Raw genomic sequence first — 26,035 nt, 5'->3', positions numbered from 1 at the left:
CCCCTACCGACCCGACCCACCACCCGGGCACGAACCCCCACTGACCCGCGACTTCGACTGGGACACCCCACCCCCGTTCTGACGCGCGACCGTTCCCACCTCGCGACTCCACCGATCTGACGCCACGCCATGCCGCGCTCCGTCCAGCGCTACGCCACCGATCTGACGCAGCCGGGCCGCGGCCCGAGGGAGCGTCGGCGGTCAGGCGCCCCGCAGGAGTGCACCGACGCGGCGGGTCGCCTCGGCGACGGCAGCCTCGCGGACGGCGATCGCGTCCTGAGCGGTCAGGGTCCGGTCGGTCGCCCGCAGCCTCAGCGAGAAGGCGAGCGACTTCTTGCCCTCCCCCACCTGCGCTCCGGTGTAGACGTCGAACAGGCGCAGCTCCTCCAGAAGCGGACCGGCGCCCTCCTGGACCGCAGCGAACACGTCCGCGGCCGGGACGGCGACGTCGACCACGAGCGCGATGTCCTCCTTGGCGATGGGGAACGTCGACAGCGGGACGGCCTGACGCGGGTCCACCGGCGCAGCGTCGAGCAGCACGTCGAGGTCGACCTCGAACGCCGCGGACCTCGTCGGCAGGTCGAGCGCCGCGACGACCTTCGGGTTCAGCTCGCCCGCGTGGCCGACGAGGGTGCCGTCGGCGAGCGTGAACCGCGCGCACCGGCCCGGGTGCCACGGGGCGTGGTCGGGATCGGCAGTGATCGTCAACGGCACGCCGACGATCCCGGCGATCCGCTGGACGGCCGCGATGGCGTCGGTGTGGTCGGCACGTCGTCCGGCACCCCACCAGCCAGCCGGCTCGGCGTTCCCCGTGAGCAGTCCGGCCACCCGGCGCGGCTGCGGCGGAACCGCGGCGCGCAGGTGCGCGATCTCGTCGTCCGAGGGGCGGGTCTCGATGCTCGGCCGGCCGGCGGCAGCCGTGCCGGGAACGGGACGCGTCACGAGACCGATCTCGAACAGGCCGAGGTCCGTCATGCCGCGCCCGACGTTGGCCCGGCCCGCCTCGACGAGGGTCGCCAGCACGCTGGTGCGCAGCTCGGGGTGCTCGTCGGACAGCGGGTTCGCCAACCGGGCGGCGACGCGCCGGGGGTCGTCGGCCGCGAGACCGAGGCTGTCGTGGATCGTCGGCGACACGAACGGGTAGGTGAGCACCTCGACGAGGCCCGACTCGGCGAGCGAACGGGCTACCGACCGCCGGGTCTGCTGCGCCGGCGTCAGTCCGTGCCCGGACGGGGCGACGGGAAGCACGGAGGGGATCTGGTCGTAGCCACGCAGGCGCGCGACCTCCTCGACCAGGTCGATCGGCTCGGTCAGGTCCGGCCGCCAGCTGGGCGCCACGACGCGGAGGAACCCGGGTTCGGTGTCCTGGACGGCGCACCCGATCAGCTCGAGCACCCCCCGCACGACGTCGGCCGGGTACTCGACACCGACGATCCGGGTCGGCAGGTCGACGGAGAACAGGATCGGCTCGACGGCAACGCGCTGGTCGACATCGGTCCCGGTCGGGTCGGCCACGCCGCCACCGTGCGCGATTAGCAGGTCGATCACCCGCTGGACCGCGACCGGCGCGAGCTCGGGGTCCACGCCCCGCTCGAACCGGCGCGACGCCTCCGAGGCGAGCTTGTGCCGCCGCGAGGTGCGCGCGACGGACACCGTGTCGAAGTGGGCACCCTCGATGAGGACGTCGGTCGTGGTCGGCGAGACCTCGCTCGAGGCACCGCCCATCACCCCGGCGATCCCGAGCACCCGCGAGCCCGGCTCGTCGCCGGTACCGGCGCCGTCGGTGATCAGCAGGTCCTCGGGGTCGAGGCGCCGCACGACGTCGTCCAGGGTCGTGAGGGTCTCCCCCGCCCGGGCGCGACGCACGACGATCGGTCCCACGAGCCCCGCGAGGTCGTAGGCGTGCAACGGCTGCCCGAGCTCGAGCATGACGTAGTTGGTCACGTCGACCGCGAGCGAGATCGGGCGCATGCCCGCCTGGGTGAGCCGACGCTGCATCCACATCGGCGACGGACCGGCGGCCGCCACGCCACGCACGATGCGGGCGACGAAGCGATCCGCACCGGCCTGCCCGCGCAGCGGCGCGTCATCCGCGATCACGACACCGAACCCGGCACCCGACGGCACCGGGACCTCGATCTGCGCCGGGTCACGGAACGTCGCGCCGGTCGCGTGCGAGTACTCCCGCGCCACCCCGCGCAGCGAGAAGCAGTAGCCGCGGTCCGGGGTCACGTTGATCTCGAGGGTCTGCTCGCCGAGGCCGAGGAGCTCGATCGCGTCCGTGCCGGGAGCGGGTGTGCCCTCGAGGACGATGATCCCGTCGTGCGCCTCCCCCAGGCCCAGCTCGCGCTCGGAACAGATCATCCCGTCGGAGACGTGCCCATAGGTCTTGCGGGCCGCGATCGCGAACGGCCCGGGCAGCACGGCCCCGGGCAGCGCGACGACGACGTGGTCGCCGGCGGCGAAGTTGTGCGCACCGCACACGATGCCGCGCGGGACCGTCCGGCCGCCGTCGGCGTCGAGGTCGTTCAAGGCCCCCACGTCGACCGCGCACCAGTTGATCGTCTTGCCGTTCTTCTGCGGCTCGGGCGCCAGCGACACGACGCGACCGACGACGAGCGGGCCGGTCACGGCGGCGCCGTGCAGCCCCTCGTCCTCCAGCCCGACCCGGGCCAGGTCGGCGGCGAGCTGCTCGGCGCCGACGGTCGTCGACGTCGTCCCCTCCGGCAGGTCGACCCATTCAGCAAGCCAAGCCAACGGCACGCGCGGCATCAGATCTCCATCCCGAACTGCAGGGAGAACCGCACGTCCCCCTCGACCATGTCGTGCATGTCAGCGATGTCGTGGCGGAACATCAGCGTGCGCTCGATCCCCATCCCGAACGCGAACCCGGTGTACACGTCGGGGTCGATCCCGGCGGCGCGCAGCACGTTCGGGTGGACCATCCCGCACCCGCCCCACTCGATCCAGCCGGGCCCGCCCTTCTTGCCCTCGAACCACACGTCGGGTTCTGCGGAGGGCTCGGTGAACGGGAAGTACGAGGGCCGGAACCGGATCTTCGCCGAGTCACCGAACATCGCCTTGGCGAGGTGGTCGAGCGTGCCCTTGAGGTGCGCCATCGTCAGGCCCTTGTCGATCGCGAGCCCCTCGACCTGGTGGAACACCGGGGTGTGGGTCGCGTCGAGCTCGTCGGTGCGGAACACCTTGCCGGGGCATACGACGTAGATCGGCACGTCGCGCTCGAGCATCGTGCGCGCCTGCACCGGCGAGGTGTGGGTGCGCAGCACGAGGCCGTCCGAGGGCGGGTCGATGAAGAAGGTGTCCTGCATCTGCCGCGCAGGGTGGTCGGCGTCCATGTTCAGCGCGTCGAAGTTGAACCACTCGGCCTCGACCTCGGGACCCTCGGCGATCTCCCAGCCCATCGCGACGAACACGTCGCCGATCCGCTCCTGCAGCGCCTCGAGCGGGTGCCGCGCGCCGCGGGCCGTCCGCTCGGCGGGGAGCGTGACGTCGACGCCCTCGGTGCGCAGCACGAGTTCGTCGCGCTCGGCCTCGAGCTCGGCCTGGCGGGCGACGAGCGCACGGCTCACGCGTCCGCGGGTCGCGCCGAGCAGCTTGCCGGCCGCGGCCTTGTCGGTCGGGGCGAGCTGTCCGATCTCGCGGTTGGCGAGGGACAGCGGGCTGCGGTCACCGGTGTGCGCGATGCGAGCCGACTTCAGCTCGTCGAGGTCCGACGCCGCCGCGATCGCCGTCAGCGCGGCCGTCAGGGCCGCGTCGATCCCGGTCACGTCGAGCGGCGACAGCGGCGCGGGCGACAGCGTGGCGTCAGCGAGCTCTGGGGTGGGGTGAGAGGTGGACATCCGAGCCTTCCGGGCGGGTACGAACGGCCGTGCGCGTGAATCGCCGCGGCCGGGGGAAGTCTAGAGGGGCGAGTGCAGCGACGACACAAGGCGGCGCTCAACCCCGCAACGGGTAGACGTCGACCGGGTCGTACGCGGGACCGCCGGCCCGGCCCTCGCCCGGCCGCGAGCTCACCAGCACGATCTGCTCGACACGCCACGTCGGTCCTTCGTAGACCGCCAGCGCGTGCACCAGCGCGGAGACCTCGCCCGGCCCCACGTCCCGGTGCCGACCGTGTCCCCGGCTCTGCCCACGCACGCGGGCGACCGTGAGGTGCGACCGGGACCGCACGCGATGATCGTCCCGTCCGGTCAGGTCGCGACCGAGGTCGACGCACCGTCCGGTCAGCTCGGCCAGCGTGTCCACCTCGCCGCCGCACCCGATCCACACGATGCGCCGGTCGAACATGCCCGCGCCGCGCAGGCGAAGGTCGAACGGTGCGCTCTCCCGCGCGATCACCGCGAGGCCACCGGCGAGATCCTCGGCGATCCCGGCCGAGACCTCGCCGTAGAAGGCCAGCGTGAGATGGCGGTCCTCCGGGGGCGCCCAGCGCAACGGGCCGCGTACGTCGACGGCTTCGGGAACCAGCCGGACGGACGACAGCGCGAGCTCGAGATGCTCACGGACGAGCGGGGGCGGGACGACGGCGACGAACAGCCTCATGCCGTCCAGCCTCCCACCCGGGCGCGTCAGCGCTCCCACCCGGGCGCGTCAGCGCTGCGCGCGCGCCGAGGCGTAGAGGCACACGGCGGCGGCCGTGGCGAGGTTGAGCGACTCCGCCTGGCCGCGGATCGGCACGCGGACGACGGCGTCCGCCAGCTCCAGCTCGTGGGCGGGCAGGCCCCAGGCCTCGTTGCCGAACACCCAGGCGGTCGGTGCGGCCAGGTCGGGTGCGGCCGAGCGGTCGCCCGCTCCCGCAGGCCCGGCGACGTCGAGCAGGTCGTCGAGGTCGTGCGCGCCGGACCCGTCGGCGGCCAGGACGGCGAGCCCCGCGGCCCGCAGCGCGTCGGTGACCGTGTCGAGCGCGATCCCGGTGACGACGGGCAGGTGGAACAGCGACCCGGCGGTGGCGCGAATGGTCTTCGGGTTGTGCACGTCCACGCTCTCGAGCGTGAGCACGACAGCGTCGGCGCCGGCCGCGTCCGCAGCGCGGATGACCGCACCGGCGTTGCCGGGGTCGCGCACGCTGGCGAGGATCGCCACGAGGGTCGGACGGGAGGCGAGCACGTCGTCAAGCGTCGCCGAGGACACGTTCGCGACGGCGACCAGCCCCTGGGCGTCGGGCGACATCGCGGCCACGACCTCGTCCGACGCGAGGTGGACCGGCAGGCCACGCTCGTGCGCGTCGGAGATCACGTCACTGTACCGATCAGCCGCCGCGGCGGTCACGTACAGCTCGTGGACGGAGGCGAACCGCACCACCTCGCGCACCGCCTGCGGCCCCTCGACGAGGTAGCGGCCGGTGCGCTGACGCATCGAACGCCCGGACAGGGCCCGAACTGCCTTGACCCGCTCAGCGCGGGGGTTGGTCAGCTCGGGGCCCACGAAAGACGTCATGTGTTCGAGTCTTTCGATGTCCGGGCGTTCGGTGAGGGTAGAACGGTTCAAGCAGCGATGCGCGGGGCGTTGACGTCCGTGGGCAGGGCGGCCTTGGCCACCTTGACCAGGACGGCGAACGCGGCGGCGTCGTTGACGGCCATGTCGGCCAGGACGCGACGGTCGACCTCGACCCCAGCGGCCTTGAGGCCCTGGATGAGGCGGTTGTACGTCAGGCCGTTCGCGCGGGACGCAGCGTTGATGCGCTGGATCCACAGGCGACGGAAGTCGCCCTTGCGCTTCTTACGGTCGCGGTAGGCGTAGACGAGGGAGTGGGTGACCTGCTCCTTCGCCTTCCGGTAGAGACGCGAACGCTGGCCACGGTAGCCAGCGGCGCGTGCGAGGGTACTGCGGCGCTTCTTGTGGGCGTTTACTGCCCGCTTCACGCGTGCCACGTGATGCTCCTTGCGTTTCGGGGCTCAGGGGTGAGGAAAGTGGCGCGCTGGGCGCGCCGCCGGGCTCACTTACCGAGCAGCTTCTTGATCTTCGGGGCGTCGGTCGGGGAAACGACCAGGTCACCAGCCAGGCGGCGCTTGCGGCGGCTGGACTTGTGCTCGAGCAGGTGGCGCGAGCCCGCCTGTTCGCGCATGATCTTGCCGGTTCCAGTGACCCGGAAGCGCTTCTTCGCCCCGGAATGCGTCTTCATCTTCGGCATGAGTGCCGCTCTCCTCTAGTCGTATCGCGCGAACTCGCGCGACTCGGTGTGGGCAGATGCCTTGGGGCGTCCGCTCAGTCGGGTCAAGTGCTGTGGTTCAGGCCGATCCCCCCGCTGCCGGGGGCTGAGGTTCCACTGGCTTCGTCGTCGACGGCTTTGCAGCCGCCGGCTTCGCAGCGGCCGGCTTCGCAGCAGACGGCTTCGCAGCCACCGGCTTCGGAGCAGGCCTCGGAGTGGGCGTCGGCCGCGGAACAGCGGTCGGCCGAGGTGTCGCGGCGGGCTTCGGTGCCGCGACGGGCTTGGGTGCGGCAGCAGGCTTGGCAGCCTCTGCCGGTGTGGCGACGGGCGCAGCCGCAGCCGGAGCGGCCGGAGCCTTGACCGCCGGAGCAGCGGGCGCGGCCGGAGCCTTGACCGGCGCCGGGGCGGCGACGGGCTCGACCGGTGCCGGGGCAACCGGGGCAGCCTTGACCGGAACGGGTGCAGCGACCGGCGTCGCGACCGGAGCCACCGGAGCAACCGGCGCAACCGGTGCGGCAACAGTGGCAGCAGGTGCGGCCACCGGAGCAGCCGGAGCCGACTGTGCCGGGGCTGAGGGCGCCTGAGCCTCGCGTGCCGTCTCGGCACCCTTGGCTGCGCGACGCAGCTCCTGCTTCTGGTCGGCCTTCTTCTTGGTCGGGCCGAGCACCATGATCATGTTGCGCCCGTCCTGCTTGGGCGAGCTCTCCACGAAGCCGAGCTCGGCGACGTCGTCGGCCAGCCGCGTCAGCAGCCGGATGCCCATCTCCGGGCGCGACTGCTCGCGGCCACGGAACATGATCATGACCTTGACCTTGTCGCCGGCCTTGAGGAACCGCTCGACGTGGCCCTTCTTGGTGCCGTAGTCGTGCGGGTCGATCTTCAGGCGGAAGCGGATCTCCTTGAGGACCGTGTTCGTCTGGTTCCGACGGGCCTCGCGCGCCTTCATATCGGCTTCGTACTTGAACTTGCCGAAGTCCATGAGCTTGCAGACGGGCGGGCGTGCGTCGGGGGCGACCTCGACGAGGTCGAGGTCAGCCTCCTGCGCCAGACGCAGAGCGTCCTCGACACGAACGATGCCGACCTGCTCCCCGTTGGGGCCGACGAGACGGACCTCGGGAACGCGGATCCGATCGTTGATTCGGGCCTCGGTGATGTGGGTGCTCCTCGTGCTCGCGGTTGTGCCACCACCCATGAGGAAGGCCCCCACCGATGAGCACAGGTGGAGGCCGGGAGTCCGTCGGCGCGGTGCGAACAGCTCGCGCCACGGCGAAGAGTTCACGAGCGGTCACCCGCCGCGCACTCTCTCGGACCTAACCCGGCACCTGTCGCCTAGACGGACAGTCGGTACGCGGGTGGGATTGGCTCCACTTGTGCACCGGAGAACGTCGCTCGCACGAGTGCGAGTCCGATTCCCCGATTGGTCAGCGCCAAGGTTACCACCCGCGCGGCGCGCCGCTGCACCGCCCGCCGAAGCCGGGGTCACACCGCCGTCGAGCGTTACTTGAACGATTCCAGAAAGCATGACAGGGTGCTTGGTGTGATCAATTCCGGCGTCTTGCGTGACCACGGGCTACGGGTGACCGGGCCCCGGATTGCCGTCCTGGACGCGGTCGCCCGGCTGCCGCACTCCGACACGCTGGGGCTGATCGCCGAGGTCCGCGGTTCGCTCCCGTCGGTCTCGGTGCAGGCCGTCTACGACGTGCTCCGGACCCTGACCGACGTCGGCCTCGTCCGGCGGATCGAGCCGGCCGGCCATCCGGCGCGGTACGAGCGCCGGGTCGGTGACAACCATCACCACGTCGTGTGCCGGGCCTGCGGGGTGCTCGAGGACGTCGACTGCGCCCTCGGCTCGGCCCCGTGCCTCGAACCGAGCACCACCAACGGCTTCACGATCGAGACGGCCGAGGTCACCTACTGGGGACTGTGCCCCACCTGCCAGGCGCTCCCCGCACGTCCTGCCGACGACGTCGGCCAACCATGAGCTTTCGCCCCCATCCCCACCTCGAGGAGAACCACTCCATGACGTCCGCGAACACCACGAGCCAGACCGGTAGCCCGATCGCCAGTGACGAGCACTCCCTCACCGTCGGCGCCGACGGCGTCGCCGCGCTCCACGACCGCTACCTCGTCGAGAAGCTGGCCCAGTTCAGCCGCGAACGCATCCCGGAGCGGGTCGTGCACGCCAAGGGTGGCGGCGCGTTCGGGGAGTTCGTCGTCACGGAGGACGTGTCGGCGTACACCCGCGCGGCCGTCTTCCAGCCCGGCGCGACCACCGAGACCCTGCAGCGGTTCTCCAGCGTCGCCGGCGAGCAGGGCTCCCCCGACACCTGGCGGGACGTGCGCGGCTTCTCGGTGAAGTTCTATACGACCGAGGGCAACTACGACATCGTCGGCAACAACACGCCGGTGTTCTTCATCCGGGACGGGATCAAGTTCCCGGACTTCATCCACTCCCAGAAGCGGCTGCCGGGCTCGGGACTGCGCAACCCCGACATGCAGTGGGACTTCTGGACGCTGTCGCCCGAGTCGGCGCACCAGGTGACCTACCTCATGGGTGACCGCGGCCTGCCCCGCTCGTGGCGCGAGATGCCCGGCTTCGGCTCGCACACCTACCAGTGGATCAACGCCGCCGGCGAGAAGTTCTGGGTCAAGTACCACTTCCGCTCCAACCAGGGCAACGTGGAGCTGACCGGTGACGAGGCCGAGGTGATCGCGGGGGCCGACGCCGACCACTACCGGCGCGACCTGCACACCGCCATCGCGGCCGGCGACTTCCCGTCCTGGGACGTCTACGTCCAGGTGATGGCGTACGACGAGGCCAAGGCCTACCGGTTCAACCCGTTCGACCTCACCAAGGTGTGGCCGCACGCCGACTACCCGTTGATCAAGGTCGGGACGCACACCCTCAACCGCAACCCGGAGAACTTCTTCGCCGAGATCGAGCAGGCCGCGTTCTCCCCCGCGAACACCGTGCCCGGCATCGACATCAGCCCGGACAAGATGCTCATGGCGCGGGTCTTCTCCTACCCGGACGCCCAGCGGTACCGGGTCGGCACCAACTACGCCGACATCCCGGTGAACGCGCCGCATGCTGCGCCGGTGCACACCTACTCGCAGGACGGCGCCGCGCGGCACACCTTCAAGCCGTCCTCGGCGCCGGTCTACGCACCGAACTCGTTCGGCGGGCCGGTCGCGAGCGCCGCCGCCGCGGGCGAGGGCAGCTGGGAGAACGACGGCGCGCTGGTCCGGTCCGCGGCCACCCTGCACTCGCAGGACAGCGACTTCGGGCAGGCCGGCACGCTCTACCGCGACGTGTTCGATGACGCCGCCAAGGCACGCTTCGTGGCAACCCTCACCGGGCAGGGGTCCTCGATCACGATCCCCGAGATCCGCGAGCGGTTCTTCGGGTACTGGACGAGCGTGGACGCCGACCTCGGCGCCAAGCTGCGCGCCGCGGTGGCCTGACCGCTGCGCGCACGGCAGCACAGCACGACCACCGCAGGGCCACGCACCGACCGGTGCGGGGCCCTGCCGTGCGTACGGGTGAGAGGATCCATGGCATGTCAGCCCACCAGTCAGCCCACGAGGCTCAGCCCGGTCCCGACGTCGACTCCGCCACCCGCGACATCGCGGACGTGTCAGCCGTCGAGATCATCACGACCGCAGCCGTGCACCTCATGAGCGCGGCGGCCGTGAAGTGCGGGCTGAGCGAGGCGACCGAGCAGCACCCTGGGTCGGACTACCTGGACCTGGACGAGGCACGCAAGCTCATCACCGCACTCGCAGCGCTCGTCACCGCGTCGGCGCCCGACCTCGGCAACCAGCACGCGCGGTCGTTGCGCGACGGGCTCCGCTCGCTCCAGCTCGCCTTCCGCGAGGCCTCCCCGTTCCCGGACGCACCGGGTGAGGGCCCGGGCGAGACGTTCACCGGCTACGTCAGCTGACCTCGTCCGGCGGCCGACCTCGGGTCGATGCCGATCAGCCGACGACGACGGCCGGGCGGTCGCCGGCGGCAGCCCGGCGGGCGCGGGTACGGAACATCCGCAGCGCGACGAGTCCCGCCGCCGCCACCACCGTGCCGATCAGGCCGGCGGCGAGGAATCCTGCACCCGCCCCGTATCGGTCGATGAGCGCACCGCACAGCGGCGCACCGAGCGCGGCCCCGACCGTCATCGCGGACCCGTTCCAGCCCATCACCTCGCCGCGGCGGTGCTCCGGGACGATCCGCACGAGCATCGCGGTGATCGCCGACAGTGCCGGTGCGCACGGGATCCCCGCGAGCACGACCGCGAGAGCCAGGAGCAGCGGGGTATCGGCGAACGCGGCCGGGATCGTGAGCAGGGCGAGCGCGAGCACGAGCACGAGCGGATGGATGGAGCGCCGGCCGGCGCCGTAGACGAGCCCGCCGACGAGGGAGCCGCCGGCCCAGAGCGCGACCATCCACCCGGCCGACGACGCCTGGTCCCACTCCACGAGCGCCGCGATGATGCTGACGTCGGTCCCGTTGAGGACCAGCGAGGCAGCGGCGGCCGCCAGCAGGACGACGAGGAGCGCGGGGCTGAAGGCTCGGCCGGTAGGCGGCGCGGCGTCGACCGCCTCGCCCGATGCCGCGGAGCGCGCGAGCACGGCCGCGCTGCTCGTCGGCGGGTCGAACCACATCAGCAGCCCGCCCGCACCGACGGTCGCGATCCCGACCGAGACGAGCGCCGCCGTCGTCGACCACGTGGTGGCGATGAGCACGGCGAGGGCGGGCGCGAGCATGAATGTGAGCTCGGTGCAGACCGAGTCGAGCGCGAACGCGGTCCGCTGCTCCTCCACGGGTACGAGCACGGCAAGAGACTGCCGCACCACCGAGAAGACCGGCACCATGAACAGTCCCGCGACGGCCGCCGCGCCGACCAGCGCCTCGAAGCTGAGGAACGGCGCCGCGGTCCAGACGGCCGCCTCGATGAGGACCGAGGGCGCCAGCGCGCGTCGCAGGCCCAGCCGGTCGACCAGCCGCCCGCGCCACGGCGCGCCGATCGCCATCCCGAGGGTGGCTGCGGCCGCCACGATGCCCGCCTGCCCGTAGCCCTTGCCGAGCGGGCCGACGACGTGCAGCGTCACGATCACGCCGAGGGAGGCGTTGGGCACGCGTGCGACGAGCGCCACCAGCACCAGGCGCAGCACGCCGGGGCGCCCGAGAAGGCGCCCGTACAGGGCAAGTGACATGGGGCGATCATCCCAGAGCCGCGGCGGAGAGGTCCTATTCTGGCGCTGTGACGATCGACCCCCACGCGACCGAGCCCGGCCACGGCACCCCCCTGAGCAGCTGGACTCCCGCCCCGGCCGCCGGGGACACCCCCCTGTACGCGGATTTCCGTCCGCCGCAGCCAGGTGCGCCCGACCGGAAGGCCGAGGTCGGGGCCCGACCGTACGTCGCCGACGACATGGTGATCGACCCGCCCCCGCCGTCGCGCCCGCGACGGCGCGCGTGGGCCCTGGCCCTCGTGTCCACCGCGCTCGTCGCGGCGCTGGCCGTGGCCGGATACCTCTGGACGACGACCGAGGGGTACCGCGAGCTCGCGGCCTCGACGGAGGAGGAGGCGCGCGCGATCGGGACCGAGCTCGCGACCACCCGGACCGAGCTCGAGGGTGCCATCGCCGAGCTGGACGGCGTCCGCGCCCAGCTCGCCACGGCCCAGGCCCGCATCACCGCCCTGGCCGACGAGAAGGCCCAGATCGGCGACGACCGCGAGGCCCAGCGCCAGCTCGTCGACTACCAGCAGCGCGTCAGCGTGGCCGCCGGGACGGTCGCTTCCGCGCTCGACAGCTGCATCAAGGGGCAGGGCCAGCTGATCGCCTACCTCAAGGACGCCGCCGCCTACGACCCGGCGGACCTGGCGACGTTCGAGTCCCAGGTCGGCGGGCTGTGCGCGTCCGCGACGGACGCCAACGAGTCGCTGCAGGACGAGCTGTCGAAGTGACACCCGTTCGCGGTGGCCGGCTCGCCGCGGCCGCGGTCGCGGTGCTCGCTGCCGCCGGCTGTGGCATCCTGCCGCCGCAGCCCGGCCCGGTGCCCACCGATCTCGTGCCCTCGTCCGTGCCCGGTCCCGCACCCACCGCGACCGGCAACCTCTCCCCCGACGGCTTCGACGTCGCGCAGCGGATGGCCGTGCGGATCCGGAACGTCGGGTGCAACTCGTTGTCGACCGGCTCGGGGTTCGCCCTCGACGCCACGACCCTCATCACCAACCGGCATGTGGTGGCCGACTCGGCCGATCTGCAGCTGAGCACGTACGACGGCCGGGACATCGCGGCGACGGCGGCGAGCACGGCCGCGCTGGCCGACCTGGCGATCGTCCGCACGGTCGACGAGCTGCCGGCCTTCCCCGAGCTGGCCGAAGCAGACCCGCAGCCGGGAGACGCCGTGACCGTCGTCGGCTATCCCCAGGGCGGCCAGCTGACGGTGACCAGCGGTCGGGTGATGGGCGCGACCACCGACCCCCTGAACGAGAACCTCGGTGAGGTGCTCGTCACCGACGCGCCGGTCGAGCCGGGAAGCTCGGGGTCCGCCGTGCTCGACACGCAGGGCCGGGTCATCGGAGTCGTCTACGCGAAGAACGCCGACGACATGAGCTTCATCGTTCCCGTCGGTACGCTCCGAGAGATGCTTGCCGACGAGAGCGCGTTCACGCCCTCGCCGACGTGCAGCGGCTGATCCGAGGGCCGGCAGCCGTGTGAAGCCGGGAGGTCGTCATGGCAGAGAGCACTGAGTTCGAGAGCACCGCGTCCGAGAAGAGCCCGTCCAGGGGCAGCCTGGCCGCGAAGATCACTCCGTTCGACCCGGTGGCGATGACACGCGCGGCGAGCGACACGCTCAGTGTCGGCCGGGTGTTCGGCACGGCGTACGAGCACGACGGGACCTGGCTCGTCCCGGTGGCGAAGGTCGTGGGTGGCACCGGGAGCGGGTCCGGCGTCGGGAGCGCCGGCGGCAGCGGCGTCCCTGGCCGGGGCAAGCGGGGCGAGAGCACCGCGGAGGTCGCAGCCGCTCCCCATGGCGAGAGTGAAGGGTCCGGCGGCGGGGGCGGGTTCGGCGCCATGGTCCGCCCGCTCGGGGTCTACGTCGTCGACGACGCCGGGGTGCACTGGCGTCCGGCGCTGGACCTCAACCGCGCGATCCTCGGCGGTCAGGCCGTCGCGATCGTGGTGTCGCTCTCGCTCGCGTGGGTGCTGCGGCGGCGCTTCCGCTGAGCACGACCTTCGCCGTCACCCGACGGTCGTGAGCCGCAGCTCGAGCGAGTCGACCCGGGCGGCGACGGTCGGGTCGGCGGCGAGGGCCGCGTTGACCCGCGCGAGCACGTCGTCGAGCCCGGCGCGGTCGAGGCCCGGCTCCAGCGCCAGGACGACGGCGATCTCCGCCCGGCGCCCTGGCTCGACGTCGCCGCGCACGACGTGCGGCACGCCCGTGACGGCGGCACGCACGGCCGCGCCGACGGCGTCGTCGACCACCCCGGCTGCGACCGCGGGCTCCCACGGGACCTGCTGAGCGAGCGCCCAGACCGCGGGCCGCGGCACCAGGACCGTGACCGGACCGCCGGGGTCCAGGACGAGGACCTCCCACCCCTGCGCCACCGCCGACAGCGCCGCGCGGGCCACGTCGGTCGGTACCGGTCGGGCCTCCGCCCGCCACGCCGCCATCGACGCGACCGAGGAGAACGCCGGCAGCGCCGTGCGTCCGTCGGGTGCCCGCAGGGCGACGATCCCGGCCGAGGCCTCCTTGTCGACCGTGTGCGCGGTGCCCGCGTGCACGACGACGTCGGCCACCTCGGGCTCGGCGAGCACCGGGATCAGGACCCGGGTGAGCGCGAGGGCGGCCACGACGTCGGACAGCGCGCCGCGCCCTGCAGCGAGAGCTTCGAGGGCCGCGGTGAGACCCGGGTCCGCCGATCCGTCGTCCCCCGCGAAGGGCGACGACGGCGGCAGCTCACGGCGTCGAGTCACGGACGTCCCGCGACGTCCAGGGCCTGGGGCAGGGTGAAGGCCCCCGCGTACAGCGCCTTGCCGACGATCGCGCCCTCGAGGCCGGCCGGGACGAGCTCGCGGAGCGCGACCAGGTCCGCGAGGCTCGAGATGCCCCCGGACGCCACGACGGGCGCCTGCGTCCGGGCGCACACCTCGCGCAGCAGCTCGATGTTCGGTCCCCGCAGGGTGCCGTCCTTGGTCACGTCCGTCACGACGTAGCGGGCGCAGCCGACGTCGTCCAGGCGCGCGAGCACCTCCCAGAGGTCGCCGCCCTCCTTCGTCCAGCCACGGGCCGCCAGTGTGGTGCCGCGCACGTCCAGCCCGACCGCGATCGCGTCGCCGTGCCGGGCGATCACGCGTGCGGTCCAGTCCGGGTCCTCGAGGGCCGCCGTGCCGAGGTTGACCCGGGCCGCACCGGCGGCCAGGGCACGCTCGAGCGAGGCGTCGTCGCGGATCCCGCCGGACATCTCGACCTTCACCCCGAGGGCCGCGAGCGCCCCGGCGACCTCGGCGAGGGCCGGTGCGTTCGTGCCCCGCCCGAATGCGGCGTCGAGATCGACGAGGTGCACCCATTCGGCCCCACCTGCCTGCCAGTCCAGCGCGGCGGTCAGCGGGTCGCCGTACGAGGTCTCGGAGCCGGCCTCGCCCTGCACGAGGCGGACGGCCTGCCCGTCCGCGACATCGACGGCGGGCAGGAGTTCCAGGCGGTCGGTCATGGTGTCCTCGCGGTAGCGGTGTTCAGCGGCAGTTGCGGTGTTCAAGGGGGGCACGCGCTCAGGTCAGCGAGCGGACCCAGTTCGCCAGCAGCGCCGAGCCGGCGTCGCCGGACTTCTCCGGATGGAACTGCGTCGCCGCGAGCGGGCCGTTCTCCACCGCGGCGACGAACCGACCGCCGTGATCGGCCCACGTCACCCGCGGCGGGGTGAAGAGCGCATCGCCGAGCGGGGGGAACGTACGCGCGGCGTACGAGTGCACGAAGTAGAACCGCTCGTCGGCGACTCCGGCGAACAGCACCGAGTCGGCCGGGGGTTCGACCGTGGCCCACCCCATGTGCGGCACGACGTCCGCCTCGAGCCGGTCCACCAGCCCGGGCCACTCGCCCAGGCCGTCGGTCCGCACGCCGTGCTCATCGCCGGCCTCGAACATGACCTGCATGCCCACGCAGATGCCGAGCACGGGACGACCGCCCGCGAGCCGCCGGCCGATGATCTGCCCACCGCGGACCTGCGCCAGCCCCTGCATCACCGCGGCGAACGCGCCGACCCCGGGGACCACGAGGCCATCGGCTGCCGCGGCCACCTCCGGGTCGGCCGTCAGGACGACCTGCGCCCCCACCCGCTCGAGCGCGCGGACGGCGGAGCGGACGTTGCCGAAGCCGTAGTCGAGCACGACGACATGAGGGGCTCTGATCACGCGGGCGAGTTTACGGGCTGGACGAACCCTCGGCGGATCGAGGAGCTCACTGACGCGCGGCGCGGGCGGCCGCGGCCAGCACGCGCATCGCCTTCAGGCGGGACATGCCCACGCTCGAGACGACCCCGTCGAGCTCCGCCGGGGTGGTCGACCCGAGCACCAGGTCCTCGAGCACCTCCGGGGCGTCGTTGAGGACGAGGCCCGGCGCGAGGTCGTCGCCCCGGTCCCCGTCGAGCCAGCGCGAGGCGGAGAGCTGCCCCTCGCGGCGCTCGATCAGCACGAGCGGCACCCCGCGCAACAGGCGGGACAACGCACCGGCGGCGGCCGCGGGCGCGTCGCTCGACGTCACGCGGCACACCGCGAGCGCGCCCACGGGCGACGGCACGACGTCGGCGGCGATCTTCGCGATCGCGCAGGTCGCGGCCAGCGCCTCGGCGCCGGCGACCGGCGTGAGCACGAGGGCGAAGGCGACCTCCCCCAGCAGGGACGACGCGTCGTCGGGCACGCTCACAGTGCGCCCTTCGTCGAGGGGATGCCGTCGACCCGAGAATCGGGCTCGACAGCGGCCCGCAACGCCCGGGCCAGCGCCTTGAACTGCGCCTCCACGATGTGGTGCGGGTCGCGACCGGCGAGCACCCGCACGTGCAGGCAGATCCCCGCGTGGTGCGCGATGGACTCGAAGACGTGCCGCGTCAGCGATCCCGTGAAGTGCCCCCCGATGAGGTGGTACTCCTGACCGGCGGGCTCGCCCGTGTGCACGAGGTACGGCCGGCCGGACACGTCGACGACGGCCTGTGCGAGCGCCTCGTCGAGGGGCACGGTCGCATCGCCGAAGCGTGCGATCCCGGCCTTGTCGCCGAGCGCGACCCGCAGCGCCTCACCCAGCGCGATCGCGACGTCCTCGACCGTGTGGTGCACGTCGATGTGGGTGTCCCCCGTGGCGCGCACCGTCAGGTCGATCAGCGAGTGCTTGCCGAGCGCGGTGAGCATGTGGTCGTAGAACGGCACGGACGTCGAGATGTCCGTGCGCCCCCGGCCGTCGAGGTCGATCTCGACGAGCACGCTCGACTCGGACGTGGACCGTTCGATCCGCGCCGTCCGCGCGCGCGCCGCACCGGGCTCGTTCGCCTCGTTCACAGCGTCGTCACTCAGCACGTCACTCACAGCTGGGCCACCTCCACCAGGGCGTCCTTGAACGCCGTCATCTCGTCCGGGGTACCGATCGACACCCGCAGCCATCCGTCGGGGCCGACCTCGCGGATCAGCACCCCTGCATCGAGCAGACCCTGCCAGATCGCGTGCCGGTCGTCGAACGTGCCGAACAGCACGAAGTTCGCGTCCGTGTCCGCCACCGTCAGACCACGCTCGCGCAGCCACGCCACGCACGCGTCCCGCTCGTCGCGCAGCGAGCCGACCTGCGCCATCAGCGCGGGCGCGTGCCGGAGCGCGGCGCGGGCCACCGCCTGGGTCACGCCGGACAGGTGGTACGGCAGCCGGACCACCCGCAGCGCGTCGATCAGCTCGCTCGACGCGGCGAGATAGCCGACGCGAGCGCCGGCCAGGCCGAACGCCTTGGACATCGTGCGGCTGACGGCGAGCTGCGGGTACTGAGCGAGCAGCTCGAGCGCGGACGGCACCCCCGCGCGGCGGAACTCCCCGTAGGCCTCGTCGACGACGACGACGCAGCCACCCGGCACGAGCGCCGCGGCGGCCAGCACCGCCTTGATGGTCTCGACCGGCAGCATCGTGCCGGTGGGGTTGTTCGGGCTCGCGAGCAGCACGACCGACGGCGCGTGCGCGGCGATCGCGGCGGCCGCGACCGTGGGGTCCAGGGTGAAGTCCGCCTCGCGTCGGCCGGCGACCCAGGCCGTGGAGGTGTCGCGGGCGTACTCGGGGTACATCGAGTACGTCGGCGCGAAGGACAGCGCGGTACGGCCCGGGCCGCCGAAGGCCTGCAGCAGGTGGAGCATCACCTCGTTGGAACCGTTCGCGGCCCAGAGCTGCTCGGGGGCGAGCCGGACGCCGGCCTCGCCGGCCAGGTAGGCGGCGAGGTCCTCGCGCAGGGCGAGGAAGTCACGGTCCGGATAGCGGTTCAGGTCGCGCGCCGCCACGGCGACGTCGGCGGCGATGTCGGCCACGACGTCGTCGGCCAGCGGGTAGGGGTTCTCGTTGACGTTCAGTCGCACGGGCACGTCGAGCTGAGGCGCGCCGTACGGAAGAAGGCCCTCGAGCTCGGGGCGCAGGGGAAGGGGCACGGGTGGGATTGTACGGAGGACTTCCTGCACTGCCCCACTCCGGTCGGATATGGCCGCACCTCAGCGGGCGAAACCGGGGCCCTTCGTCCCGGGCACGGGCGGTCGGTGCGACCTAGCGTTGAGCCCAGAGCAGGCCATCCGCCGGACCCTGTGCCCCAGGAGGCAACGATGGACACCATGCGAGCCGCCATCGTGCGATCGTTCGGGCGGGCACTGTCGATCGAGCAGGTGCCGGTCCCCAGCCCGGGACCGCACCAGGCTCTCGTCAAGGTCGAGTACACCGGTGTCTGCCACACCGACCTGCACACCCTCCGAGGCGATTGGCGTCCGCCCGCCACGCTGCCGATCATCCCCGGTCACGCCGGGCACGGGTCGGTCGTGGCCGTCGGGACCGACGTCACCGGCACCCGGATCGGTGACCGCCTGGGCGGCACCTGGCTGGCCAGCGCGTGCGGGAGGTGCCCCGCCTGCCTCTCCGGCGACGAACCCCTGTGCCCGGCGCAGGAGAACGCGGGCTACTCCGTGGACGGCAGCTTCGCGGAGTACATGCTCCTCGACACCCGCTACGCGGCGCACATCCCGGCGGGCTCCGACCCGGTCGCGGTCTGCGCGATCCTGTGCAGCGGGGTGACTGCCTACAAGGCGCTCAAGACGACCGGGGTCCGCACGGGCCAGTGGGTCGTCATCTCCGGGATCGGCGGGGTCGGACACCTCGCGGTGCAGTACGCACGGGCCATGGGGCTGCGCGTGGCCGCCGTCGACGTGGACGAGTCGAAGCTCGCCCTGGCGCGCAAGCACGGCGCGGAGCTGACCGTGAACTCGCTCACGCAGGACCCGGGAATCGAGCTGACGACCCAGGTCGGGGGGGCGCACGCCGCGATCATCACCGCGACCACCGCCCAGGCCTTCACGAACTCGATCGCCATGCTCCGCCCCGGCGGCACCATGGCCCTGGTCGGCCTGCCGCCCGGGAGCTTCCCGCTCGACATCGTCGACACCGTCCGGCGCGGCCTGACCGTGCGGGGCACGATGGTGGGGAACCGGCTCGACCTGGCCGAGGCCCTCGAGCTGTACGCGACCCGGGCCGTGGACCCGAGCGTCACCCTGCGTCCGATGAGCGACGTCGACGCCGTGCTCGCCGAGCTCGCCGGTGGGCTGATCGACGGCAGCGTCGCACTGGACCCGACGGCCTGAGCGTGGGGGTGGGTCTGCCTACCATCGACGCATGCCCCTCTCGCAGACCACCGCGGCGCACCTGCCCCCCGCCGAGCCCGTCGACCGCGAGGCCCTGCGCGCCCAGGCCCAGGCGGCCCTGGTCGCCCTCGTCGGGCGCGACGACGCGGTGCTGCGCACCGACCAGTGGACCGCGATCGAGGCCCTCGTCGCGGACCGGCGCCGGGCCCTGGTGGTGCAGCGCACCGGGTGGGGCAAGTCGGCGGTCTACTTCGTGGCCACCGCGCTGCTGCGCGCGGCCGGCGCGGGTCCGACCGTGATCATCTCGCCGCTGCTCGCGCTCATGCGCAACCAGGTGGACGCCGCTCAGCGGGCCGGCATCCGCGCCGAGACGATCAACTCGTCCAACGTCCAGGACTGGTCGGCCGTGCAGGAGCGCATCGCGGCGGGCGAGGTCGACGTGCTGCTCGTGTCCCCCGAGCGGCTGAACAACCCCGGCTTCCGTGAAGAGGTCCTCCCCCGGCTCGCCGCGACGGCGGGCCTCGTGGTCGTCGACGAGGCGCACTGCATCTCCGACTGGGGCCACGACTTCCGGCCGGACTACCGGCGCATCCGCACCCTCCTGGCCGAGCTGCCCACCGGCATCCCGGTGCTGGCCACCACGGCGACGGCGAACGCCCGCGTGACCGACGACGTGGCGGAGCAGCTGGCGGTGACCGGGGCTGGCACGGGGTCCGGGTCCGGCGAGAGTCTCGCGGACGTGCTCGTGCTGCGCGGGTCCCTCGACCGCGAGAGCCTGCACCTGTCCGTGCGCCAGCTCCCGAGCACTGCCGCGCAGCTCGCCTGGCTCGCGCACAACTTGCCCCGGATCGAGGGCTCCGGGATCATCTACTGCCTGACCGTCGCGGCCGCCCAGCAGGTGGCCGAGTACCTCCGGGGCACCGGGCTCCAGGTCCGCGCGTACACCGGCCAGACCGACACCGCCGAACGGGAGGTGGCGGAGCAGGACCTGCTCGCGAACCGGGTCAAGGCGCTCGCCGCGACCTCCGCCCTCGGGATGGGCTTCGACAAGGGCGACCTCGCGTTCGTCATCCACCTCGGCGCACCCGCCTCGCCGATCGCGTACTACCAGCAGGTCGGCCGGGCGGGCCGTGCGACCGAGCAGGCGGAGGTCGTGCTGCTGCCTGCCCGGGAGGACCGCGCGATCTGGGACTACTTCGCCTCGATGGCCTTCCCGGCCGAGGCGGACGTGCGTGCCACCCTGGCCGCGCTCGAAGGCTCGGGCACGCTGTCGACCGCTGCCCTCGAGACGCGCGTCTCGCTGCGCCGCAACCGTCTGGAGCTGATGCTCAAGGTGCTCGACGTCGACGGCGTCGTCCGGCGGGTGCGCGGCGGCTGGACCTCCACCGGGCAGGAGTGGGACTACGACGGCGACCGGTACGAGCGGGTCGCCGCGACCCGGCGCTCCGAGCAGCAGGCCATGGTCGACTACGTGCGCGGCGACGAGTGCCGGATGGCGTTCCTGCGCGCCTCCCTGGACGACCCCGACCTCGAGCCCGGCTGGCGGTGCGGCCGCTGCGACGTGTGCGGCGGCGCCCCCACCGACGCGGCCCCCGACGAGACGGAGGTCACCGCGGCGCGCGAACGGCTCTCCGTCCCCGGCGTCGAGGTCGAACCGCGGCGGCAGTGGCCGGCGGGGATGACCGGCCTCGGGGTCGAGCTGTCCGGTCGGATCGCGGCCGGTGAGCGGGCCGAGACCGGACGGGCGGTCGCGCGCCTCGACGGCATCGGCTGGGGCGGGCAGCTGCGCGACCTGTTCGCGCCCTCGGTCGCCGACGACGGACTGCCGGTCGCGCTCCGCCGCCCGGTGCTCGAGGTCCTCGAGGCCTGGCAGCTCGACCCGGCTCCCGCCGGCGTCGTCATCGTCACCTCGGCCGGACGGCCGACGCTGGTCGAGCACCTCGCCGCGGGGGTGGCCCGCCGGCTCGGTGTCCCGGTGCTCGGTCACGTCCAGCCGGTCGCCGGCCTCGGCGCGGGTCGGCACGACGTGAACTCCGCGCAGCGGCTGGCCGGGGTCGCCCGCCGGCTGGAGCTCGAGCTGTCCCCGGAGGCGACCGGCGGGCTGGCCGGGCGTGCGGTCCTGCTGATCGACGACCGGACCGACTCCGGCTGGACGCTCACCGTGGCCGCCCGCCTGCTGCGCCGTGCGGGCGCGAGCGCGGTGTACCCGTTCGTGCTCGGGATCGGCTAGCTAGCGCCGGGGGTAGCTCGCGGCCAGGAGGGCCAGCCCGGCGTCGAGCGTGACCGCGGGCGCCCAGCCGAGCGAGGTCCGGGTCCGCCGCTGGTCGAACCAGTGGGCGGTCGACAGCTGCTCCGCGAGGAACCGGGTCATGGGCGGCTCGCCCCACCCGGGGCGGATCCACATCGCTTCGATCACGCCACCGACCGCGCGGGCGAGGGGCGACGGCACCGACCAACCGGGAGCGGGTACGCCCGCCGCGGCGCAGATGCCCGCGAGCAGGTCCCGGACCGGGCGGGGCTCACCGTTCGTGACCACGTAGGACGCCCCGTAGGCGGCGTTGTCGGCGACCAGCGCAGCCGCGATCGCGTCGGCGGCGTTGTCCACGTAGGTCGAGTCGATCAGGGCGGCCCCCGACCCCAGGATCGGCAACCGCCCGGATCGGGCGCGGTTCACGATCCGTTCGACGAGCTGGGTGTCCCCCGGACCCCACACGATGTGCGGGCGCACGGCGAGCACGCGCAGCTCGGGCGAGTCGGCGGCCAGCGCGGCGAGCTCAGCCATGGCCTTGGTGCGGGCGTAGTGGCCGCGCGCCCGGACGGGGTCCGCCGGACCCGCGCCCGCGCCGACGATCGAGGTGCCGACGTGCGCCACCGACGGCGAGGACACCATCACGAACCTTCGTGCCCCGGCGGCGCGCGCGGCCGCGAGCATCGTCCGGGTGCCGGTCACGTTGACCGCCCGGAACTCCTCCTCCCGACCGGTGAACGAGACCTTGGCGGCGAGATGGACGACGGCGTCGCAGCCGTGCACCGCCCGCGCCACGGCGTTCGCGTCGGTCACCGAGCCACGCACCTCGTCGGCGCCGTCCACCCCGGCGGGTCGGCGCTGGAACGTCCGGACGGCGTGGCCGTCGCGCTGCAGCCGGACGGCGACGGCTCGCCCGAGCATCCCGCTCGCCCCCGTGACCAGCACCCGCTGCCCGGTCGCGGCCCCGGACCCGGCGCTGGTGACGGCGCTGGTCACGGGGCTGGTCACGGCGCGCCCAGCCGCCCGCCGGCGAGCGCCCGACCAGCCCAGATCCCGATCCGGGTGCGCTGCACCTTGGAGTTGTGCCGGACGTCGGTGGGCAGCCGGGGCACGGCGAACACCGCGGCGACCGGACGGTCGATCGAGGCACGCACCCGGGCGGTCAGCTCGGTCGTCGCCAGCCCGGGACGCCGCGTCGCCGGGACGGTCTCGACGACGAGCACGACCTGCTGCACGCCCGCGGGTCCCACCCCGACGGCGGCCGCCCGACCCACCCCGGCGACGCCCTCGGCGAGCCGTTCGAAGCGGACCGGCGTCAGCACGCCCTCGGCCGTCGTGATCACGTGCCGCAGACGACCCTCGACCCAGAGCCGATCGGCGTCGTCGAACTGGCCGACGTCGCCGGTGCGGTGCCAGCCGACGTCGCGCGCGGACGCCCGCTGGGTCAGCCAGAGGCGGTCGTAGTGGTCCATCACGTGCGCGCCCCGGATCAGGATCTCGCCGGTCACCCCGGGGGCGCCCGTGAGCGCACCGGTGGCTGCGCCCCGGTCGTCGAGCGGGCTGATCGCGATCCGCACCCCCTCCACCGGCCGACCCACGCACACGCCGCGGACGGCGGGCTCCCCGCCGGCGGCTGCCCGGATCTCGTCGAGGGAGATGTCGGTGACGAGCAGGGCCTCGGTCATGCCGTACGGCGTGTGCGGCGCAGCCGCCGGCATGAGGGCGCCGGCCGCGGCGAGCAGCTCGGGCGGCACGGGGGCCCCGGCCGAGAGGAACACCCCGACGCCCGCGAGCGCCCGCCGGCCCTCCTCGTCGAGACCGTCGGCGCTGGCGACCACCGCGGTCAACGCCGCGGGCGAGGCGAACACCACGGCGGCGTCGATCGCGGCGACGGCGGCTGCGAGCGCGGCCGCTGTCAGCGTCCGGGGGGCGGTGACATCCATGTCCGGGCACGCGCACGTCGCGCCGAGCGCCGGGCCGAGCAGCGCGAACGGTGCGAAGCCGGCCACGAACGCGGTGCCGGGCCCGATCCCGTACGTCGTCCCGACCACGTCGCGCATCGCCGCGAGCTGACCGTGGGTGTAGGCCACGCCCTTGGCCGGACCGGTCGATCCGGACGTGAACAGGACCGCGGCGGGGTCGTGCGGGCCGGGGGCGGGAGGCAGAGCGGCGGGCACGCCGCCCAACGGCATCGCGGCGGGCACGCCGCCGGACGGTAGAGCGGCGGGCACGCCGCCCAACGGCGTGCGCCCGCTGGCTGCGAGCTCGACCAGGGTCGTCTCCACGCCGAGGAGACGGCGGCTGGCACGGGACATCGGTCCGGCACCGAACCGTCGCGCGGGCCAGCCCAGCGCGCGGGCGGCGAGCAGGGCGCGCTCCACGCCGATGACGACGTCGGGGCTCGCGCCACGCACCGCCCGCGACAGGCCGCGGATCCCGAGCCCGGCGTCGGCCACCACGACCACCGCCCCGATGCGCAGGCAGGCGTACAACGCGGCCGTGAGGTCGGCGCCCGGGGGGACGAGCAGGCACACACGGTCGCCTCGCCCGACCCCGGCGAGGCCCATCCCCCGGGCGATCTCGTCGACGCGACGTGCGAGCAGGGCCCACGAGATGGAGCGCGGCCCCCCGCCCCCGATCGGGGCCAGCTCGACCAGCGCCGGTCCGTCGTCGTCGGCGCGCTCGTCGACGGCTGCTCCGAGCGGGCGGAACGGCGTGCGGGTGACGCCGTCCTCGAGCTCAGGGGCATCGAGGTCAGGGGTGTCGAGGTCAGGGGTGTCGACTTCTTGATCCGTGAGCCAGGTCAGCAGTGCACCGGCGAAGTCGACGTCCTCCGCGACGAGATGCCCCGCCCCCTCGAAGCGATGGACGTCCGCCTGCGGGAGCCGGTCGAGCACATCGTCGAGGAAGCGGCCCACGAACACCGGGTCACGCGGTCCCCACGCCACGAACGCCGGGACGTCCAGCGTGCGCACGGCAGCGGCCAGGTCATCCAGGGCGGGCCGGCTCGGGTGGTCGGCGGCGAGCGGGATGTCCGCCACGAAGTCGCCGATCGCGACGCGGCGCGCGCGTGTGCGGTACGGCGCCCGGTAGGCGTCCCGGACCGCCGCGCTGAGCGGGGGGTGGGCGAGGGCGAGGGCGGTCTCGAGGAACGCCGTCGTCGTGACGGTGCTGGTGCGCAGCACCCCACCGGTGAGCGCGAGCCGCAGCGGCGCCGGTGCGGCCACCCCGAGGTCCTGGTGCACGGCCGTGTTGGTCAGCACCACGCCCGCCAGCTGCGCACGGTGCTCCACCGCCCACCCGAGCGACACGGCACCGCCCCAGTCGTGCCCGACCGTGACGACCGGACCGGTCAGTCCGAGGGCGTCCGTGAGCGCCCCGAGCTCGACCACCCGGTCGCGCAGCCGGTGCGTGCGTCCGGTGCGCTCCGAGAAGCCCATCCCCAGCTGGTCGACCGCGATGACGCGCCACGGGCGGCCGCCGTCGGCCGGCTTCGAGGCCGCGCGGGCGACATCCCGCCAGAGGTAGGACCACGTGGGGTTGCCGTGCACGCAGAGCAGCGTGCCGGCGGTCTCGTCGCCGGCCGCGAGGTCGACGGCGTTGTCCAGGACGTGCCACGTGTCCGACCCGCCACGGCCGTCCACCCGAGGGACCTCGACGAGCCGCGACCACGCCGGGTCGAGCCCGGGCAGGCCGGCCGGGGGAAGCAGCGCCGCCGCGGTCACCACTCGATCTCGAGCATCGCGGTGTTGAGACCCGAGCCCACCCCCATGCACAGCACCCGGTCGCCGGTCGCGAGGCTGTCGACCTCGCCCGCCAGGGTGAGCGGCAGGGACGCGGGCCCGACGTTGCCGAACATCGGGAACGTCACGGGGACCCGGGCCCGGTCGATCCCGAGGGCCTCGACGATCGCGTCCACGTGGACGCGCGAGACCTGGTGCATCACGTAGCGGTCCAGGTGCGCCCAGTCCCAGTCGGTCGTGGCCTCGCGCCAGGCCGCCGTCACGAGCTCGAGCCCACCGGCGAGCAGACCCGCCGGGTCGGTCCGCATCCCGTCGATCCCGCCGACGCACAGGTCGTGGTGCTGGGTCGCGGCCCGCGTGACCCCGCCCAGCAGCCGGTGACCGCCCGGGTGGTCCGCGACCGGGCCGAGCACGGCGGCCGCCGCCCCCGACCCGAGGGTCAGGGTGGCGAACGCGTCGAGGAAGTCCTGCCGGGTCGCCTCGGCCCCGCCCAGCCGCGCGAGGGTGGCCTCCTGCGTCCCCTGCGCGTCCTCACCGTCGACGATCACGGCGTACCGGATCGCACCGGAGTCGATCAGTCCGGCCGCGAGCGTCAGCCCGTTGACGAAGCCGAGACATGCGTTGGTGAGGTCGAAGTTCATCGCGGCGGAGGACAGGCCCAGCCCGTCGTGCACCCGCGACGCGACCGACGGCTCGAGGTGGGCACGGGTGACCGACGTGTTGATGAGAAGGCCCACGTCGCCGGCGTCGACCCCCGCCTCGGCGAGCGCCTTGGCGCCCGCAGCGATCGCGGCATCGTCGAACGAGGTGTCCGCGTCCCACCACCGGCGCTCGTGCACCCCTGCCACCCGCTGGAGCAGGCCCCGCGGCAGTCGCAGCCGCTTGAGGCTCGACGCGAGCTGCTCGTCGAACACCGTCGACGGCACGATGACGGGCGCTTCCATCCCGGTGATCGCGAGCAGGGCTGTGCCCGTGTGCCGGATCGTGGCGTTCCCATTCACGTGGTGCA

Annotated in this window: 25 protein-coding genes; 8 read left to right on the top strand and 17 right to left on the bottom strand. The window is 73.5% G+C overall.

Annotation, left to right across the window (positions count from 1 at the left end):
• Positions 1 to 201: 201 nt before the first annotated feature.
• The 7 genes from pheT to infC form a co-directional block, all read right to left on the bottom strand.
• Positions 202 to 2,772 carry a phenylalanine--tRNA ligase subunit beta gene (gene pheT, locus EUA98_RS03440; protein WP_130101258.1) on the bottom strand — a complete coding sequence of 857 codons (2,571 nt, stop codon included), beginning with the start codon at positions 2,770 to 2,772 and terminating at the stop codon, positions 202 to 204.
• Positions 2,772 to 3,860, bottom strand: coding sequence for a phenylalanine--tRNA ligase subunit alpha (pheS, locus tag EUA98_RS03435; RefSeq protein WP_130101257.1), 1,089 nt, complete (start codon positions 3,858 to 3,860; stop codon positions 2,772 to 2,774). Before pheS ends, pheT begins: the two co-directional genes overlap by 1 nt.
• 97 nt (positions 3,861 to 3,957) lie before the next feature.
• On the bottom strand, positions 3,958 to 4,563 hold the full coding sequence (gene thpR / locus EUA98_RS03430; protein ID WP_130101256.1) for an RNA 2',3'-cyclic phosphodiesterase: 606 nt from the start codon (positions 4,561 to 4,563) through the stop codon (positions 3,958 to 3,960).
• A 48-nt stretch (positions 4,564 to 4,611) separates the two neighbouring features.
• Positions 4,612 to 5,457: a TrmH family RNA methyltransferase gene (locus EUA98_RS03425; protein WP_130101255.1), complete on the bottom strand. Its 846-nt coding sequence runs from the start codon at positions 5,455 to 5,457 to the stop codon at positions 4,612 to 4,614.
• Between the two features lie 47 nt (positions 5,458 to 5,504).
• Positions 5,505 to 5,891 carry a 50S ribosomal protein L20 gene (gene rplT, locus EUA98_RS03420; protein WP_130101254.1) on the bottom strand — a complete coding sequence of 129 codons (387 nt, stop codon included), beginning with the start codon at positions 5,889 to 5,891 and terminating at the stop codon, positions 5,505 to 5,507.
• Between the two features lie 65 nt (positions 5,892 to 5,956).
• Positions 5,957 to 6,151: a 50S ribosomal protein L35 gene (gene rpmI, locus EUA98_RS03415; protein ID WP_130101253.1), complete on the bottom strand. Its 195-nt coding sequence runs from the start codon at positions 6,149 to 6,151 to the stop codon at positions 5,957 to 5,959.
• A 97-nt stretch (positions 6,152 to 6,248) separates the two neighbouring features.
• Positions 6,249 to 7,448 (bottom strand): translation initiation factor IF-3, encoded by a 1,200-nt coding sequence (gene infC / locus EUA98_RS03410; RefSeq protein WP_242511247.1) that lies wholly within the window; start codon positions 7,446 to 7,448, stop codon positions 6,249 to 6,251.
• 258 nt (positions 7,449 to 7,706) lie between these two features.
• Here infC and EUA98_RS03405 point away from each other — a divergent pair, with 258 nt between their 5' ends.
• The 3 genes from EUA98_RS03405 to EUA98_RS03395 all read left to right on the top strand — a co-directional run bounded on the left by EUA98_RS03405 (position 7,707) and on the right by EUA98_RS03395 (position 10,113).
• Positions 7,707 to 8,150, top strand: a complete 444-nt coding sequence (locus EUA98_RS03405; RefSeq protein ID WP_305038277.1) for a Fur family transcriptional regulator — start codon at positions 7,707 to 7,709, stop codon at positions 8,148 to 8,150.
• A gap of 38 nt (positions 8,151 to 8,188) precedes the next feature.
• Positions 8,189 to 9,634 carry a catalase gene (locus tag EUA98_RS03400; protein WP_130101274.1) on the top strand — a complete coding sequence of 482 codons (1,446 nt, stop codon included), beginning with the start codon at positions 8,189 to 8,191 and terminating at the stop codon, positions 9,632 to 9,634.
• Between the two features lie 95 nt (positions 9,635 to 9,729).
• Positions 9,730 to 10,113, top strand: a complete 384-nt coding sequence (locus EUA98_RS03395) for a DUF1844 domain-containing protein (protein WP_130101252.1) — start codon at positions 9,730 to 9,732, stop codon at positions 10,111 to 10,113.
• Between the two features lie 34 nt (positions 10,114 to 10,147).
• Here the strand turns inward: EUA98_RS03395 and EUA98_RS03390 are convergent, their stop codons facing one another.
• Complete coding sequence (locus EUA98_RS03390) at positions 10,148 to 11,380, bottom strand: MFS transporter (RefSeq protein ID WP_130101251.1); 1,233 nt, start codon at positions 11,378 to 11,380, stop codon at positions 10,148 to 10,150.
• A gap of 47 nt (positions 11,381 to 11,427) precedes the next feature.
• On the opposite strand from EUA98_RS03390, the gene EUA98_RS03385 reads away from it, so the two are divergent.
• The 3 genes from EUA98_RS03385 to EUA98_RS03375 are packed head-to-tail and all read left to right on the top strand — an operon-like array spanning position 11,428 to position 13,402.
• Positions 11,428 to 12,135, top strand: a complete 708-nt coding sequence (locus EUA98_RS03385; protein WP_242511245.1) for a keratin — start codon at positions 11,428 to 11,430, stop codon at positions 12,133 to 12,135.
• The gene (locus EUA98_RS03380) at positions 12,132 to 12,869 is read left to right on the top strand and encodes a S1 family peptidase (RefSeq protein ID WP_130101250.1); all 738 of its coding nucleotides are present in this window, start codon (positions 12,132 to 12,134) and stop codon (positions 12,867 to 12,869) included. The genes EUA98_RS03385 and EUA98_RS03380 overlap by 4 nt, the downstream gene beginning before the upstream one ends.
• A gap of 38 nt (positions 12,870 to 12,907) precedes the next feature.
• On the top strand, positions 12,908 to 13,402 hold the full coding sequence (locus EUA98_RS03375; RefSeq protein ID WP_207218955.1) for a spore germination protein GerW family protein: 495 nt from the start codon (positions 12,908 to 12,910) through the stop codon (positions 13,400 to 13,402).
• A gap of 15 nt (positions 13,403 to 13,417) precedes the next feature.
• On the opposite strand, the gene EUA98_RS03370 is transcribed toward EUA98_RS03375, so the two are convergent.
• From EUA98_RS03370 to EUA98_RS03345, 6 genes are read right to left on the bottom strand one after another with little or no spacing between them, the layout of a single operon-like run.
• The gene (locus EUA98_RS03370) at positions 13,418 to 14,152 is read right to left on the bottom strand and encodes an SseB family protein (protein ID WP_130101249.1); all 735 of its coding nucleotides are present in this window, start codon (positions 14,150 to 14,152) and stop codon (positions 13,418 to 13,420) included.
• Positions 14,149 to 14,889, bottom strand: a complete 741-nt coding sequence (gene priA / locus EUA98_RS03365; RefSeq protein ID WP_130101248.1) for a bifunctional 1-(5-phosphoribosyl)-5-((5-phosphoribosylamino)methylideneamino)imidazole-4-carboxamide isomerase/phosphoribosylanthranilate isomerase PriA — start codon at positions 14,887 to 14,889, stop codon at positions 14,149 to 14,151. The genes EUA98_RS03370 and priA overlap by 4 nt, the downstream gene beginning before the upstream one ends.
• Before the next feature lie 58 nt (positions 14,890 to 14,947).
• Positions 14,948 to 15,583 (bottom strand): imidazole glycerol phosphate synthase subunit HisH, encoded by a 636-nt coding sequence (gene hisH, locus EUA98_RS03360; protein ID WP_130101271.1) that lies wholly within the window; start codon positions 15,581 to 15,583, stop codon positions 14,948 to 14,950.
• Positions 15,584 to 15,632: 49 nt separating this feature from the next.
• Positions 15,633 to 16,097, bottom strand: coding sequence for a hypothetical protein (locus tag EUA98_RS03355; RefSeq protein WP_130101247.1), 465 nt, complete (start codon positions 16,095 to 16,097; stop codon positions 15,633 to 15,635).
• Positions 16,094 to 16,723 (bottom strand): imidazoleglycerol-phosphate dehydratase HisB, encoded by a 630-nt coding sequence (hisB, locus tag EUA98_RS03350; protein WP_130101270.1) that lies wholly within the window; start codon positions 16,721 to 16,723, stop codon positions 16,094 to 16,096. The genes EUA98_RS03355 and hisB overlap by 4 nt, the downstream gene beginning before the upstream one ends.
• Before the next feature lie 23 nt (positions 16,724 to 16,746).
• A complete protein-coding gene (locus EUA98_RS03345; RefSeq protein ID WP_242511244.1) occupies positions 16,747 to 17,841 on the bottom strand; it encodes a histidinol-phosphate transaminase in 1,095 nt (364 codons plus the stop codon).
• A gap of 168 nt (positions 17,842 to 18,009) precedes the next feature.
• Here EUA98_RS03345 and EUA98_RS03340 point away from each other — a divergent pair, with 168 nt between their 5' ends.
• On the top strand, positions 18,010 to 19,035 hold the full coding sequence (locus tag EUA98_RS03340) for a zinc-dependent alcohol dehydrogenase (protein ID WP_242511243.1): 1,026 nt from the start codon (positions 18,010 to 18,012) through the stop codon (positions 19,033 to 19,035).
• A 31-nt stretch (positions 19,036 to 19,066) separates the two neighbouring features.
• A complete protein-coding gene (locus tag EUA98_RS03335; protein ID WP_130101246.1) occupies positions 19,067 to 21,265 on the top strand; it encodes a RecQ family ATP-dependent DNA helicase in 2,199 nt (732 codons plus the stop codon).
• Here EUA98_RS03335 and EUA98_RS03330 read toward each other — a convergent pair whose 3' ends face one another.
• From EUA98_RS03330 to EUA98_RS03320, 3 genes are read right to left on the bottom strand one after another with little or no spacing between them, the layout of a single operon-like run.
• Complete coding sequence (locus EUA98_RS03330) at positions 21,266 to 22,291, bottom strand: NAD-dependent epimerase/dehydratase family protein (RefSeq protein WP_434063472.1); 1,026 nt, start codon at positions 22,289 to 22,291, stop codon at positions 21,266 to 21,268.
• Positions 22,288 to 25,008: an alpha/beta fold hydrolase gene (locus tag EUA98_RS03325; protein ID WP_242511242.1), complete on the bottom strand. Its 2,721-nt coding sequence runs from the start codon at positions 25,006 to 25,008 to the stop codon at positions 22,288 to 22,290. The genes EUA98_RS03330 and EUA98_RS03325 overlap by 4 nt, the downstream gene beginning before the upstream one ends.
• Positions 25,005 to 26,027, bottom strand: coding sequence for a 3-oxoacyl-ACP synthase III (locus EUA98_RS03320; RefSeq protein WP_130101244.1), 1,023 nt, complete (start codon positions 26,025 to 26,027; stop codon positions 25,005 to 25,007). Before EUA98_RS03320 ends, EUA98_RS03325 begins: the two co-directional genes overlap by 4 nt.
• Positions 26,028 to 26,035: the final 8 nt, after the last annotated feature.

Origin of the sequence: Pengzhenrongella frigida, assembly GCF_004168625.1 — a bacterium.
In the GTDB taxonomy this organism is placed as follows: domain Bacteria; phylum Actinomycetota; class Actinomycetes; order Actinomycetales; family Cellulomonadaceae; genus Pengzhenrongella; species Pengzhenrongella frigida.
The sequence above is the reverse complement of the archived record's forward strand: the minus strand, read 5'-3'. Positions and strand labels throughout refer to the sequence as shown.

Coding starts and splice junctions, on each gene's coding strand:
- rpmI (WP_130101253.1), bottom strand. CDS start 6,151: ATGCCGAAGATGAAGACGCATTCCGGGGCGAAGAAGCGCTTCCGGGTC.
- EUA98_RS03425 (WP_130101255.1), bottom strand. CDS start 5,457: ATGACGTCTTTCGTGGGCCCCGAGCTGACCAACCCCCGCGCTGAGCGG.
- pheS (WP_130101257.1), bottom strand. CDS start 3,860: ATGTCCACCTCTCACCCCACCCCAGAGCTCGCTGACGCCACGCTGTCG.
- EUA98_RS03340 (WP_242511243.1), top strand. CDS start 18,010: ATGGACACCATGCGAGCCGCCATCGTGCGATCGTTCGGGCGGGCACTG.
- priA (WP_130101248.1), bottom strand. CDS start 14,889: ATGACCGACCGCCTGGAACTCCTGCCCGCCGTCGATGTCGCGGACGGG.
- EUA98_RS03375 (WP_207218955.1), top strand. CDS start 12,908: ATGGCAGAGAGCACTGAGTTCGAGAGCACCGCGTCCGAGAAGAGCCCG.
- pheT (WP_130101258.1), bottom strand. CDS start 2,772: ATGCCGCGCGTGCCGTTGGCTTGGCTTGCTGAATGGGTCGACCTGCCG.
- EUA98_RS03395 (WP_130101252.1), top strand. CDS start 9,730: ATGTCAGCCCACCAGTCAGCCCACGAGGCTCAGCCCGGTCCCGACGTC.
- EUA98_RS03390 (WP_130101251.1), bottom strand. CDS start 11,380: ATGTCACTTGCCCTGTACGGGCGCCTTCTCGGGCGCCCCGGCGTGCTG.
- EUA98_RS03400 (WP_130101274.1), top strand. CDS start 8,189: ATGACGTCCGCGAACACCACGAGCCAGACCGGTAGCCCGATCGCCAGT.
- EUA98_RS03335 (WP_130101246.1), top strand. CDS start 19,067: ATGCCCCTCTCGCAGACCACCGCGGCGCACCTGCCCCCCGCCGAGCCC.
- thpR (WP_130101256.1), bottom strand. CDS start 4,563: ATGAGGCTGTTCGTCGCCGTCGTCCCGCCCCCGCTCGTCCGTGAGCAT.